Genomic DNA, 13,138 nt, shown 5'->3' on the forward strand with positions numbered 1-13,138 from the left:
CCAAGCAGGCTCCTTGGTACATCGTCCCGGCGAATGAGCGCTGGTTCCGGGATTACCTGGTGCTTCGCATTGTTCTGCGGGTGATGGAGAAGCTGGAGCTCTCGTATCCGCAACCGAATATCGAAGTGCAGGCACTTTTGGAGAAACTGAGGGAGGAACACCCAAGCGACTGAGCCGCTGCAGCATAGATGACTTCCACTCGCCTGATTGCAGGTCGGTGGAAGTCATTTTCATTCTTTTTTGCATTGGGAAGGGCTATAGTACTTAAACTGCTTGAACGTGCGCGTAAAATAGTTGATGCTGTTAAAGCCCACCTGCTCGGCGGCTTCGGTGACGGACAGACCTTCGGTGCGCAGCAGCTTCTCCGCCTCGTTAATGCGGAACAGATTGACGTACTCGACGAAGGTGCGGCCCGTGAGCTTTTTGAACGTTTTGCAAAAATGGTGGACGCTCATGTTCGTCAGCTGCGCCGCTTCCTCAAGGGAGATCGGGCGCCGGTATTCCGCCCGGATGAAGGCGAACAGCTCCTCAAACTGCTTCGCATGGAGCTGAGAGAGAGGCGCCCGCGCCTCGCGGCGAGCGGGTGGATTTTGCTCGAGCCAGCGCAGCGCGGCGGCGATCAGCAGCTGCAGGTGCGAGCGGACCGCGAGCTCATAGCCCGGCAGCTTATGCTCAAATTCATCGATGAGCCGATGAATGAGCGGCAGATAGGCCGCGTAGGGGGCATCCCCGGGGCGAAGCTGCAATGGGAAGCGCTTGCGACCTTCCATGAAGGGCAGGACGATCGGACCGTACAAGGGATCTCCCGAGTCAGCGCCGAGCAAAGATTTGTTGAACACGATGGCATAGTAATCGACGTCCGTGTTGGCCACGGCATAGCCGGCATGCAGCTCGCCGCTATGGACGAAGAGCAGGTCGCCGGGCGCTGCGTCGACGGAGGTGCCGCCGATGTCGAAGACGCCGCTTCCTTTTACAAAATAAATAATTTCCATATGCTCATGCCAGTGCAAATGCAAGAAGCGCTCGCCGGAGCTGAGATTGTGAAAGACGTTAAACAGGAAGTGCTTGCCGGGCATGCGCGTATTTTCTTTTAACTCTTTTAAGGCGGTCATGGCGGTCTTCCTCCTTAGAGCACAAAATCGTGCAAGTTTTTCCCACGATCCTAGGTAGCGGCTTCGTTGAAAACTGGACTATGCTAAGTATATACCAGCTGCATCGGGCGAGCCAGACTATCGGCGAAAGATGCAAATAGGATCAAGGAGCGCATAGACGATGGAAAATATTCGAATTGGTACACTCGTGCAGGGGCCAACGGCAGTCAAAGTGATTCCGCAAATTGTGAAGCACGGCTTCGAAAGCTTTCAATTATCGTTCTGGCAAACGACCGGCACGACGAATTTGAAGGAAACAGCAGCACAAATTCGTGACATGATGCAGCAGCATGGGACGGTGGTGTCCAGCTTATCGATTTTTGGCAATCCACTCACGGGGCATGAAGGGAATGCAGATACGCTGGCGAGCTGGGAGCGGTTAATTGATCATGCGCGGGATTTTGGCGCGGAGATGGTAACCGGTTTCACGGGGCGTCTGGTGGATCAGCCGATTCCGGACTCGATTCCGCGCTTCAAAGCGGTGTTTGGTGAGCTTGCTCGGCGTGCGGAGGCGAACGGTGTGAAGCTAGCTTTTGAGAATTGTCCGATGAACGGGAATTGGCACAAAGGGGACTGGAATATCGCGCATAATCCGGCGGCTTGGGAGTTGATGTTCGATGCGCTGCCCGATGAGCATATCGGTTTGGAGTGGGAGCCTACGCATCAGATGACGCAACTGATCGATCCGATCCCACAGCTTCGCAAATGGGTGAACAAAATTATTCACGTCCACGGCAAGGACGCCACGATTGCGTGGGATGTGATCAAGGAGCAGGGCATCGGCGGACCGAAACCGTATGTCTGGCACCGGACGCCTGGATTTGGCGATACGAATTGGACGGACATCATCTCCATTCTGCGCCAGCATGGGTATAAGAGCACGATTGATATTGAGGGCTGGCACGATCCGGTCTACCGGGATGCGTTGGAAATGACAGGCCAGGTGCATGCGTTGAACTATTTGAAAACATGCCGGGGCGGGACGTTCGTTCCTAATCCGGTGGTTGATTAACGGCGCTTTCCGAAATTAACTGTATTTCGGAAAGTCGACTAAGAGGAGGGCTTGCGAGATGACGACATATCGGATTGTACAGGCCGGCTGCGGCAGTATGGCGAAGACTTGGGTGAAATATGCGCTCGAGCGCGAGGATGCCGAGATTGTGGCTTGGGTGGATTTATACGAGGCGGCAGCGGTCAAAATGAACGAGACCTACGGGCTGTCAGTCCCGTGGTTCGCGAGCGTGGAAGAGGCGATTCGAGAGACTGGGGCGAATCTGGTTTTTGATGTGACGGTGCCCTCGGCGCACCGGGCTGTAGCGACGGCCGCGCTGGAAGGCGGCTGCCATCTCATGAGCGAGAAGCCGATGGCTGCCTCGATGGAAGAGGCTGAGGAGCTCGTTCAGCTTGCGGTGTCGAAGCCTCATTTGCAGTACAGCATCATGCAGAACCGCCGCTATTTGAAAAATATCCGCGCGCTCCGCGACTTGATTCGCGCGGGGACGATTGGCAAGCCGGGGTTTGTGACGGCAGACTTTTTTGTCGGTGCGCATTTCGGCGGCTTCCGCGATGCGATGGACAGTCCGTTGATTATGGATATGGCGATCCATACGTTTGATCAGGCGCGATTCATCATCGGGGCGAATCCGGTGTCGGTCTACTGCCACGAGTTCAATCCGGAAGGCTCGTGGTATGAAGGCAATGCGGCTGCGACGTGCATTTTTGAGTTTGATAACGGTGCCGTGTTCACGTACAACGGCTCATGGTGCTCTGAAGGGCTGCGCACGACGTGGGAGGCGGAGTGGCGCATCGCCGGCAGCAAGGGGGCGGCCAGCTGGAAGGATGCGGCGCCGTATGCCGAAGTCGTTGCGCCAGGGCAAGAGGCGAAGTTCCTTTACGAGTACGAGCACGTGGAAGCGCCGTTCACTTGGAACGGACGCGAAGGGCATTACGGCTGCTTGGACGAAATGTTCCAAGCGCTGGCGGAAGGGCGCCCGGCGGAGACGAGCTACGCCGACAATATTTACAGCACCGCGATGGTGTTCGGTGCGATCCAAAGCGCGAAGGAGCAGCGCAAGGTGATGCTGCAGAGAGCGTAAGCGTGTAAGAGCCGTCCCTGGTCGGGGACGGCTTTTTGGGTTTTCGCGGGCGCCGGTGGGGCGGGCAAGGCATGGCAGGGACAGGGGGGGGGAGGGGGGCCAGAGGCCGGAGGCCGGGCATGGCATGGCAGCAGGTTCGTTGAGCCGGCAGCCGTGGAGAGCATCAGCATCCCGCAGAGCATACAGGTAAATCGCCGTTAAGCGGCTGAATCTCGGGGAGAGTCTGCGAACGGTTGCCCAAAGTAATGCTCGGGTAACTATCGGAGTGGAGAGCAGTGGGCACGTGAATTCCTGCACAAGGGCAGGAATCTTTCAAGAAAAAGGCGCTTCCTCTCTAATTCCTGCAAAAAGGCAGTTTTTTCCGCGGAATCCACTCAAAAAGAGGATACTTGTTAAAAATGCCTGCCGATTCACAGGAATTTGCTCAAATCAGATAAGGATTGCGGGAAATTCCTGCTTTTTTGCAGTTTTGGCAAGCCGATCAACCCGATCAACCCGATCAAGCCGTTTCTTGCGGGGAACGAATGGGTACAGCAGTTGTAGAAGATACAGGACGCATGCTGTTTTTAGCTAGTGGTCGATCAATTTGATGCAGGAAATGCAAGTGAGGGGCGAATGTAACAGGCAAGCTGAGGCGGGCGGTGGTTGGGCTCGGGCATGGGCTTGATAATACGTTAAAAGCTTGCTTCGAAGAGATGAAGCATACTCATGGAGACGACCCCTCCAGATATTTCTGGTAGATTTGCTTCGCCATGTGCTGGATTTTATCCGCCACGGCAAGCGGCTCGAGCACCTCCACGTCTGGCCCGTAGCTGAGCAGCATCCCGTACATCCAGTGGTTGTCGGGATAGCTGACGCGAACGAGCAGCGTGCCGTCTTCCTGCTTGTCGACTTTGTCCAAGCCAAAGGCCTCCTCGACCCGCACCCGCAGGCGAGGCGGAAAGCGCAGCAGCAGCGGCACGAGCGGCCCTGTCTCCTGATTGCCCCAGCGCGCATCCAGCTCTTCCATGCGAACGCCGCGGTTCGCGAACGTTTCCAGTTGCAGGCGCAGCCCGCTTATGCGCGACACGCGGAACGTTCGGTAGTCGCTGCGCAGCCGGCAGTAGGCATATAAGTACCACGCATAGCCTTTCCAAGCTAGCCCCAAGGGCTCAACTTCACGCTGCTCGCCTACGCCTTCCGTGTTCGTATAGAGGAACGAGACGACCGACCGCTGCTTGGCTGCTTGCCGCAGCACTGCCAGCATGGAGCGGTCCTTGATGCCGCCGCCGTGCCATAGATTCGTATCGAACATCAACGTTTCACCGAGTTCTTCCAGCTGATGCTGTTCGGATTTGGCGACCAGCGCCTTGATTTTGGTCAGAAGGCCATCCATTTCTACATCGTCGAGTGAAGCTTGAACACCTTTGAGCGCAACCAGAATCGATTGCAGGTCGTCGAAGGTGACGATTTGCCGGTCGAGCCGGAACTGCTCCATAATTTCATAGCCCCCGTCGGAGCCCGTATAGGAAACGATCGGAATGCCGGCCATATTGATCGTCTCCAAATCCCGATAGATCGTCCGGAGCGAGACCTCGAATTTATCTGCAAGCGATTGGGCGTTCACCCGCCGCTGACTTAATAAGATCATGGTAATGCCGAGTAAGCGTTCGATTTTCAATGAAATTCCAGCTCCTTCCTCTATATCTGACTTTACCGTTCCTGCGGCGGGAAGTCGATCTTTTTCTCACCGCAGAATGTTCCTGACAGACAGTTGTCAACAAGGGGAGATTACAATGCAAATATAAACCCAATCCCCTTGAGGAGGAGTTACCCATGAACACACCGATTTCCGCAGCAGAAAAAAATGCAAAGGCTATCCGCCCCTATCGACTTGAGACGCCGCAAGCGGCGCTGGACGATCTTACGTATCGCTTGACACATACCCGCTGGCCAGATGAGCTGCCTGGTGCAGGCTGGCAGTACGGCGTCCCGCTGCCCTTCATCAAAGAAATGGCCGACTACTGGTGCACGGCTTTCGATTGGCGCAAACAGGAGCAGCGGTTGAACGAAATTCCGCAGTATGTGACGACGATCGATGGCGCGAATCTTCATTTCTTCCATATCCCTTCCCCAGAGGCGTCGGCTATGCCGCTCTTGCTCATTCACGGCTGGCCGAGTTCACCCGTCGAGTTTCTGGATCTGATTGGCCCATTGACCGACCCGAGTTCCTACGGCGGCGATCCGGCTGACGCGTTCCATCTCATCATCCCATCCATACCGGGCTTTGGCTTGTCGGGGCCGACGGAAGAGGCGGGATGGACGCCCGGGCGCGCGGCGCAAGCGTTCGCCGAGCTGATGGAGCGCCTTGGCTACACTCAGTATGGCGTGCAAGGCGGCGATATGGGCGCGATTATCGCGCCGGAGATGGGGCGTATCGCAGCGGGCCGGGTCGCCGGTGTGCATGTGAATGCGGCCACCATGGGCTTTATTCCAATGGGACCGGTGGAAGATGACGTGCTGGCGACGCTTTCGGACGCCGAAAAAGTCCGCCTTGGCCGGCTCGGTCAATTTATGAAGGAGCGCTTCGGCTTCAACATGATCCAATCGACGCGGCCGCAGACGCTTGCCTATGGACTCAATGACTCGCCTGTCGGTCTGCTTGCCTGGACGGCGGAGTTATTCTACGGCTTCGGAGATGCGGTAGGGGCCGTGGATCCAGAACGGTTTTTAACGAATCTGATGCTATACTGGTTGAATGGTACGGCGGGCTCGTCGGCAAGAATGTACTATGAAGCCGCACATGATCCGGCGGCTTGGGCGCCGAAAGCGCCTTCGGAAACGCCGATTGGCGTCGCGGTGTTCCAGTTGTCCGATGTGGCCATCCGCCATTATGCGGAGCAAGGCAACCGAATCGTGCATTGGAGCGAGTTCGATCGGGGCACTCATTTTGCGGTGATCGATGCGCCGGATTTGATGATCGGCGACATGCGCAATTTTTTCCGCGGCATGCGTTAATGAGACTGGTGGCTTCGGGTGCGGATAGGTTCATCTGACGATGCCGGTTATGCCGGCCTCAAAACGAGAAGGAGGCACTGCCATGACGAGTACGCCAATCATGGATTCACGCGCACTGAATCGGGCTTTGCTGGCCAGACAGATGCTGCTCAGCCGGGTACAGCTTCCTGTGCTGGACGCTATTGAAAAGCTGGCGGGCTTGCAGGCGCAAGCCCCGAACGCCCCTTACTTCGCGCTCTGGTCCAGGGTCGAAGATTTTCGCCAGGAGCAGCTTTCCGAGCTCATCCTGGGTCGCAAAGCGGTTCGCATGGCGTTGATGCGAGCGACGCTGCACCTGGCCTCTGCCGCTGATGCGCTGGCGCTCCGCCCGTGGCTGCAGCCAGTGATGGAACGCAGCTTGAACGGCGCTTTCGGCAAAGAGCTTCAAGGCGTGGACAGGAGCCAGCTGGCAGCGAGCGGCCGAAGTCTGGTTGAAGAGAAGCCGATGACGCTTAGCGAGCTGGGAGAGCATTTGCAGCAGGAGTGGCCTGCGCAGCGGCCAGACGCGTTGTCGGCGGCAGTACGAAATCTGGTGCCGCTCGTACAGACACCGCCTCGCGGCATATGGGGAGAGAGCGGACAGGCGGTGCATACGTCGATGGAACTGTGGCTCGGGCAAGCGATGGGCGCCGAACCCGACGCGAAACGGTGGATTCGCCGATATTTGGCGGCTTTTGGCCCGGCGACGGTGAAAGATATGCAGGTGTGGTCGGGACTTTCGGGGCTAGGTAAAGTGCTGGAGCAGCTCAAAGGCGAGCTTGTAACGTTCCAGACGGATCAAGGAGCTGTTCTGTTCGATCTGCCGGATGCCCCGCGGCCAGAGGCGGATACGCCTGCGGTGCCGCGCTTTCTCGGCGAGTTTGATAACATCCTGCTCGCACATGCGGATCGCAGCCGTATTTTGGAGGACCGGTACCGTAACCGAGTATTTACTTCAAATGGCATCGTTCGGCCGACAATTCTCATCGACGGGTACGTAGCTGGAACCTGGAAGCTGCACAGAGAGCGAGGGAAAACGGCAATCGTCGCGGAAATGTTCGAGAAGCTCGATCCCTCGGAGAAAGACGCCTTGCTTGAAGAAGGGGAGCGCTTGCTTCATTTTGTCGGAGCGGAAACGGAGGCCTCGGAAATCATCATCATTCCCCAGTAAGTCTCAAAGATTTATTTACGTTGACGTTAACGTTACGTGGGAGTATGATAGAGACATGGAACATCACTAGCTGTCTGAAAAAGATGCGCCAGCGCATCAAGATGGGAGGAATTTCTATGTTTCGTACAATTCTCGTTCCGGTTGATGGTTCCCAGCATAGCGATCACGCGCTTGAACAAGCGATTGCTCTGGCAACAAGCTTATCCCACGAAGTGAAAATAACCATTCTTCATGTGAGTCCAATCCTGGTACTCAATGAGCCGCCTATTATTTCCATTGAGGAGAATGCTGAGGCGGAAGGACAGCAAATTCTGAAGCCTGCGGAGGACAAGCTTACAGCGGCCGGAGTTCCTTACGACGTACAGTTGAAAACGGGCGACCCTTCTATGATCATCACCCAGTTTGCCGACGACAATCAGGTTGATCTCATTCTGATGGGCAGCCGCGGTGCCGGCTTGATTTCCGAGATTTTGCTGGGCAGCGTCAGCCACAATGTCATCAAACACGCGCATTGCCCGGTCATGGTGACGAGATAGCCCAAGATGGGACGATGACCGATAAGCACAAAGCCCGGTGCGAGCATGAAGCTCGCCACCGGGCTTATATGTTTATCGGCTAACCGTTTATCTCCCGTCTCCATCGAGCAAATTGCCTAAGCCGCCGAGGATGCTTCCTTCTTCTTTCCGTCCGCCTGCTCTGGAAGCCGAAGCCATCCGGTCCGCCAGCCTGCTGAAAGGCAAGGATTGAATCCATACACGCCCAGGTCCGCGCAGCGTCGCAAAGAACAGACCTTCGCCGCCGAACAGCGCCGTTTTCACACCTTTAACCATTTCGATGTCATAGTCTACATCTTGCGTCATCGCCACAAGGCACCCCGTATCGACGCGAAGGACTTCCCCTGGACGAAGCACCCGCTCACAGATGGAGCCGCCCGCATGAACAAAAGCGAGGCCATCGCCTTCAAGCTTTTGCATGATAAAGCCTTCACCGCCAAAGAAGCCGGCCCCCAGCTTGCGCTGGAACGCGATCCCAACGGATACGCCTTTCGCTGCGCAGAGGAAGGAATCTTTTTGACAAATCAATTTGCCGCCGAGATCCTGCAAATCCATCGGAATGATTTTTCCCGGATAAGGAGCGGCAAAATTCACCGTTTCTTTCCCATACGAGCTATGATTCGTAAATACCGTCATGAACAAGCTTTCACCCGTTAACAATCGTTTGCCCGCACCAAGCAGCTTGCCCATGAACCCTTTGTTATCGCTGCTGCCATCGCCAAAGACCGTCTCCATATGGATGTTCTGATCCATCATCATCATGCTTCCGGCTTCGGCGACCACACTTTCTCCCGGATCGAGCTCAATTTCCACGTACTGCATTTCACTTCCTAGAATACGATAATCAATTTCATGTGCGTTCATCGTTCTTGTACCTCCAATAAATGTATGTAAGTTTCCGTAATTAAAATAGTTATACGCTGGGAACGAGGTATTGGTTTCTGCTTTCTAGGTGCGCGACCGATAATCGCTCGGGGAGCAGCCGACGTGCCGTTTGAACGCGCGCGAGAAGGTATACAGATCCGGGTACCCCACGGAGAGCGCGATTTCGCCTACAGTTAGGGTACGATTCTGCAGCAAAAGCTGCTGGGCGCGCTGCAGGCGCAGACGCTGGATGTATTGCTGCGGCGATATACCGAGCTTTTGCGTAAAGGCGTGGGAAAAATACGAGCGATGCAAGCCAAATGCGTCGGCAACGCCATGAATCCGCAGCTCTTCGGTATAATGCAGCTGGAAGAAACGCTCTGCTTCCTGAATCCAGTTATCGTTTGCAGACTGATTTTGTTCATGCGGGAAGGGGCTATCCAGCTCCAGGCTTTCAAAAAAACGGCACAGCGCACTGAACATGGCCAGCTTTCGCGCGGGCGGCTGCTCCCAAACCAGACGTTCAATGTCTTGCAAGCCGTCCAGTGATTCCCCTCGGATCGCTTGACGACGGTAAGGCTCGGCAGGCGTGACGCCGATCGTTTGCAGCAGCTCAGGCAGTTGAGGTCCTTGCAGGGACAGCCACAGCATCTGGAGCTCATTTTCGCCGGCGATCTGGTATTCATAGGTGACATGTGGAAAAAGACAAAAGAGGTCCCCAGCTTGCAGCATCACCTGCTGGTCGCCGAATCGCAGCAGCAGGCTTCCGCTGCGGAGAATATGCAGCCCGAAGCAATCAATCTGCTTGCGTCCTATCCAGTAGCTGGGCTTGGCGACGTTGCGTCCGGCCCGTATGAGCCAGAAGCCGCCTGACCGGTCGAAGCGCGTTGGCATGAAATGATGCAAATCGACGAATTCATGCAAGGTTTCTTTCATGATCGGTGCTCCTTCACCTAACATTTTGCTAAATTTAGTATGGCATGTCTATTTTCGAAAAGCCACTGCTTTTCTTCACATTTGATAGCCTGGCGGGAAAAACGCTATAGTAGTCATATAGGCTGTTCAGAAAAGGAGCGAATGCAGACGATGGCACCTTTAGCAGTTATTATTCAAACGGATCAAGGCTACGCGGCGCGATTCGAGCGCCTGCTGCCGCAGACGGCAGCTCAGGTATGGGAGGCGTTGACGGAAGACGCAGCGCTTGCGGTGTGGATGCCGAATTTGAAGACAGGCGAGCTGGGCAGCGGCGGGAGAATGCTTTTTGACATGAAAGATGGTACGTCTCCGCTCATTGAAATGCCGATCACGGATTTTGTACAGGAGGAAGTGCTGGAGTTTGCGTGGGGAGCGGGTCGAGTGCGCTTTCACGTGCAGCCTGTTGCCGAAGGGACGCGGCTGGAGCTGATGGAGTATGTCGGCGAGTGGACAGCGCATACGCCGAAAGATTTGGCCGGCTGGCATGTATGTCTGGACTTGCTTGCAGATCAGTTAGCCGGTGAGCCCAGAGCGTTTCCGCAAGAGGAGTGGGCGCACTGGTACGAGGCCTATCAAGCGGCGTCGAAAGGGTTATGACAATAAAAAGCTAGCTCATCCCGAGCTAGCTTTTTGACATGAAAGAGAGACGATTAGCCGATGATCGCGAATGCTGCGACGCCTGAAGGAACGGTGCGGGTACGGAAGAGGACACCGTCCTGATCGAACGTACGAATGATGAGCGTACGCGTTGTAGGTGTGCCAATGGAACGGAAGACGGCTGTACCGTAGTTGTCAAAACGAACGGTCGCGAGACGCGTGCCGCCAACTGTGCTTGCTGTGCAAGTAAAGCCTGCGGTTTGGAAAGGAACGCCGCTTGTGCTGACCCATAACACCGTGAAACGGGAGAGGCGCTGCGTAGGTTTGAGTGTTCCCGGCATGCGGCGGAGTACTTTGCCTTGACCGTTGTCGAGTTTAGCGGGACGTAATGCTTTAGCCATCGAAATCACCTCCCTTTTTTCTATCTGATCCTAGTAAATGCAGAAAGGGAGGTGCCCGAGCGATAGATTATCCTATATGCTGAAAAATGTGCAAATAACGGGATCGCTTCGCAAGGCTTCTCAAGCTATGCCCCCTCGTACAAGCGTTTGCTTATGGCTTCGTGGGACGTTTCAAAAGGACAACACCGTTGACGGCAAGCTCGAGGCTGATGCCTTGCACAGGCGCGTTCGTTTCCAACTCTGTATAGCTGCGCCCATCAAGCTGAACACGCTGCACCTCGCCGCTGAAATTCATGACAAAGACATACGTCGTCTCGCCGTCCGTCCGAATCTGGGCCGTCACGCCTTGCGGCAGCTCCGTATCCAGTGCGCGGGCTGTGCCGATTTGTTCAACAACGGACTTGTAGAACGCCGACAGGAAGTCCGGTTTGAGTCGCGTCGCCATATGGTAGGCCTGCCCTGTGCCGAAGACGTTTCGGGTCAGCGCCGGCTGTCCGGCATAGAAGCTGTCCGTGTACACGCCAAGCACTTCAGCGCCTTCGGTGTGAACGATCTCGCAAATTTCATGCGCTTCGAACGTGCCCGAGAGGCCCAGTGGATTGTCAGGCAGCAGACGCAGGCCATTGCGGTCGTGGTCATAAAGCCCTTCAATTTCCTCGGCCCAAATGCCGAGCATTCGGCGGAGTGGTCCCGGGAACCCGCCAAGATGGCACAGGTCGTGCTCATTTACGATGCCGGACCAGTACGTAGTGACGAGTGTGCCGCCACCCTCGACAAACGCTTCGAGCCGCCGGCCGGTTTCTTCCGTGCATAAGTAGAGCATAGGGGCCACGATCAGCTTATAACCGGCGAAAATGTCCTGGGAGCCGATGACGTCGACAGGTACTCCGAGTTCCCACAAAGCACGATGGTGCTGGTGCACCGTCCGCTCGTAGTGGATGCCTGAATTACGGGGGCCTTGCGCGTCCTTGACCGCCCAGCGGTTGTCCCAGTCGAAGAGGATGGCCGCTTCGGCCGGCGTCGTGGTACCGACGATATCGGAGATATCCCCTAACGTCTTGCCGAGCGCAGCGACATCGCGAAAGACGCGCGTATGCTCATGTCCGGCGTGATCGACGACGGCGCCGTGGAATTTTTCGCTGGAGCCCCGGCTTTTGCGCCATTGAAAATATTGCACAGAATCCGCCCCGTGCGCGATCGCCTGGAGGGAAGACAAGCGGTGCATGCCGGGCTGCTTGAGCTTGCTGACCTTTTGCCAGTTCGTTTGGCTCGGTGTGCTTTCCATGAGCAGGAACGGCTTTTGCTTAAACGAGCGAAACAAATCATGATAAAAAGCGGTGGACGCCGCAAGCCCGCTGTCATCCTGCCCCTCATGCCACATAGGATAGGAGTCCCAGGAAATGACGTCCAGACAATCGGCAAATTTCCGGTAATCGAGCATCTCGATTAAATGCATGTTGGTTGTCACCGGAAGCGCGGGATTGGCGCTGCGAACCGAAGCGATCTCATGCTCGCAAAAGGCGACGGTCTGGTCGGTAACGAACCGGTTCCAGTCGAGATTGTGCCCGTGGACCGCGTTCTCGCCATGCGGCGCCGGAGATTCGACTTGGCTCCAGGACGTGTATGTATGCGCCCAGAAGGAAGTCCACCAAGCGGCATTCAGCGCTTCCAGCGAGCCGTATTTCTGCTGCAGCCAGGCGCGGAACGCGTCCTGACAATAGTCGCAATGGCAGTCGCCGCCGAACTCGTTGGAGATATGCCAGCCGATGACTGCGGGGTGGTGACCGTAACGCTCAGCCAATGCGCCGTTGATCCGTGCCGTTCGGTCGCGGTAAACCGGGCTGGTATAGCAGTGATTATGCCGCTGACCGTGCAGGTTTCGCACGCGATTGGCCGCGACGCGCAGCACTTCCGGGTATTTCTCCGACATCCAGGTCGGACGTGCGCCGCTTGGGGTTGCCAACCAGGCGTAGATGCCGTTCGCCGCGAACGAATCGAGTACACGATCAAGCCATTCAAACGCGAACACGCCTTCTTCCGGCTCCAGAGCCGCCCAGGCAAAAATCCCGATCGCCATCACATTGCAGCCGGCCAGCTTCATGAGTCGAATGTCTTCTGCGAGCACTTGCGGGTCGTGCAGCCATTGATCGGGATTATAGTCAGCCCCATGCATCAGGACAGGCAATTTGGAACTAATCGGCGGAAATTTTCGAATCATCATTAATCGCTCCTTGGGTGAATAATTATCGTCGCAATATCGGTTTCCTTTTGATTATAGGGCAGGCCGGAGCTATACTAATAGAACAGAAGATGG

12 protein-coding genes and 1 pseudogene are annotated in these 13,138 nt (G+C 56.0%); 7 read left to right on the forward strand and 6 right to left on the reverse strand.

Annotated features, from left to right (window positions below; all coding sequences use genetic code 11):
• Nucleotides 1-5: 5 nt before the first annotated feature.
• A pseudogene (locus ABE504_RS09520) lies at nt 6-173 on the forward strand (polyphosphate kinase 2 family protein); the annotation flags it as partial.
• A gap of 57 nt (nt 174-230) precedes the next feature.
• Here the strand turns inward: ABE504_RS09520 and ABE504_RS09525 are convergent.
• Nucleotides 231-1,112, reverse strand: coding sequence for an AraC family transcriptional regulator (locus tag ABE504_RS09525; protein ID WP_430087556.1), 882 nt, complete (start codon nt 1,110-1,112; stop codon nt 231-233).
• 160 nt (nt 1,113-1,272) lie between these two features.
• Here ABE504_RS09525 and ABE504_RS09530 point away from each other — a divergent pair, with 160 nt between their 5' ends.
• A complete protein-coding gene (locus ABE504_RS09530; RefSeq protein WP_430087558.1) occupies nt 1,273-2,163 on the forward strand; it encodes a sugar phosphate isomerase/epimerase family protein in 891 nt (296 codons plus the stop codon).
• Nucleotides 2,164-2,221: 58 nt separating this feature from the next.
• A complete protein-coding gene (locus tag ABE504_RS09535) occupies nt 2,222-3,247 on the forward strand; it encodes a Gfo/Idh/MocA family protein (protein WP_430087560.1) in 1,026 nt (341 codons plus the stop codon).
• A gap of 706 nt (nt 3,248-3,953) precedes the next feature.
• On the opposite strand, the gene ABE504_RS09540 is transcribed toward ABE504_RS09535, so the two are convergent.
• Complete coding sequence (locus ABE504_RS09540; protein ID WP_430087562.1) at nt 3,954-4,907, reverse strand: helix-turn-helix transcriptional regulator; 954 nt, start codon at nt 4,905-4,907, stop codon at nt 3,954-3,956.
• Between the two features lie 155 nt (nt 4,908-5,062).
• Between ABE504_RS09540 and ABE504_RS09545 the strand changes: the two genes are divergently transcribed.
• From ABE504_RS09545 to ABE504_RS09555, 3 genes are all read left to right on the forward strand, one after another.
• Complete coding sequence (locus ABE504_RS09545) at nt 5,063-6,244, forward strand: epoxide hydrolase family protein (RefSeq protein WP_430087564.1); 1,182 nt, start codon at nt 5,063-5,065, stop codon at nt 6,242-6,244.
• 82 nt (nt 6,245-6,326) lie between these two features.
• Nucleotides 6,327-7,433 carry a winged helix DNA-binding domain-containing protein gene (locus ABE504_RS09550; protein ID WP_430087566.1) on the forward strand — a complete coding sequence of 369 codons (1,107 nt, stop codon included), beginning with the start codon at nt 6,327-6,329 and terminating at the stop codon, nt 7,431-7,433.
• A gap of 116 nt (nt 7,434-7,549) precedes the next feature.
• Nucleotides 7,550-7,969 carry a universal stress protein gene (locus ABE504_RS09555; RefSeq protein WP_430087568.1) on the forward strand — a complete coding sequence of 140 codons (420 nt, stop codon included), beginning with the start codon at nt 7,550-7,552 and terminating at the stop codon, nt 7,967-7,969.
• A gap of 87 nt (nt 7,970-8,056) precedes the next feature.
• On the opposite strand, the gene ABE504_RS09560 is transcribed toward ABE504_RS09555, so the two are convergent.
• The gene (locus tag ABE504_RS09560) at nt 8,057-8,851 is read right to left on the reverse strand and encodes a TIGR00266 family protein (RefSeq protein ID WP_430087570.1); all 795 of its coding nucleotides are present in this window, start codon (nt 8,849-8,851) and stop codon (nt 8,057-8,059) included.
• A gap of 84 nt (nt 8,852-8,935) precedes the next feature.
• Nucleotides 8,936-9,787 carry an AraC family transcriptional regulator gene (locus tag ABE504_RS09565; RefSeq protein WP_430087572.1) on the reverse strand — a complete coding sequence of 284 codons (852 nt, stop codon included), beginning with the start codon at nt 9,785-9,787 and terminating at the stop codon, nt 8,936-8,938.
• Nucleotides 9,788-9,937: 150 nt separating this feature from the next.
• Between ABE504_RS09565 and ABE504_RS09570 the strand changes: the two genes are divergently transcribed.
• Nucleotides 9,938-10,423 carry an SRPBCC family protein gene (locus tag ABE504_RS09570; protein WP_430087574.1) on the forward strand — a complete coding sequence of 162 codons (486 nt, stop codon included), beginning with the start codon at nt 9,938-9,940 and terminating at the stop codon, nt 10,421-10,423.
• Nucleotides 10,424-10,476: 53 nt separating this feature from the next.
• Here the strand turns inward: ABE504_RS09570 and ABE504_RS09575 are convergent, their stop codons facing one another.
• Nucleotides 10,477-10,824 carry a hypothetical protein gene (locus tag ABE504_RS09575; RefSeq protein ID WP_430087576.1) on the reverse strand — a complete coding sequence of 116 codons (348 nt, stop codon included), beginning with the start codon at nt 10,822-10,824 and terminating at the stop codon, nt 10,477-10,479.
• Nucleotides 10,825-10,975: 151 nt separating this feature from the next.
• Nucleotides 10,976-13,042 (reverse strand): beta-galactosidase, encoded by a 2,067-nt coding sequence (locus ABE504_RS09580; protein ID WP_430087578.1) that lies wholly within the window; start codon nt 13,040-13,042, stop codon nt 10,976-10,978.
• Nucleotides 13,043-13,138 lie beyond the last annotated feature (96 nt).

This window comes from Paenibacillus oryzisoli, from assembly GCF_050467285.1.
GTDB lineage: Bacteria > Bacillota > Bacilli > Paenibacillales > NBRC-103111 > Paenibacillus_E > Paenibacillus_E oryzisoli_A.

Coding starts and splice junctions, on each gene's coding strand:
- ABE504_RS09560 (WP_430087570.1), bottom strand. CDS start 8,851: ATGAACGCACATGAAATTGATTATCGTATTCTAGGAAGTGAAATGCAG.
- ABE504_RS09525 (WP_430087556.1), bottom strand. CDS start 1,112: ATGACCGCCTTAAAAGAGTTAAAAGAAAATACGCGCATGCCCGGCAAG.
- ABE504_RS09535 (WP_430087560.1), top strand. CDS start 2,222: ATGACGACATATCGGATTGTACAGGCCGGCTGCGGCAGTATGGCGAAG.
- ABE504_RS09575 (WP_430087576.1), bottom strand. CDS start 10,824: ATGGCTAAAGCATTACGTCCCGCTAAACTCGACAACGGTCAAGGCAAA.
- ABE504_RS09565 (WP_430087572.1), bottom strand. CDS start 9,787: ATGAAAGAAACCTTGCATGAATTCGTCGATTTGCATCATTTCATGCCA.
- ABE504_RS09580 (WP_430087578.1), bottom strand. CDS start 13,042: ATGATTCGAAAATTTCCGCCGATTAGTTCCAAATTGCCTGTCCTGATG.
- ABE504_RS09555 (WP_430087568.1), top strand. CDS start 7,550: ATGTTTCGTACAATTCTCGTTCCGGTTGATGGTTCCCAGCATAGCGAT.
- ABE504_RS09550 (WP_430087566.1), top strand. CDS start 6,327: ATGACGAGTACGCCAATCATGGATTCACGCGCACTGAATCGGGCTTTG.
- ABE504_RS09545 (WP_430087564.1), top strand. CDS start 5,063: ATGAACACACCGATTTCCGCAGCAGAAAAAAATGCAAAGGCTATCCGC.
- ABE504_RS09570 (WP_430087574.1), top strand. CDS start 9,938: ATGGCACCTTTAGCAGTTATTATTCAAACGGATCAAGGCTACGCGGCG.
- ABE504_RS09530 (WP_430087558.1), top strand. CDS start 1,273: ATGGAAAATATTCGAATTGGTACACTCGTGCAGGGGCCAACGGCAGTC.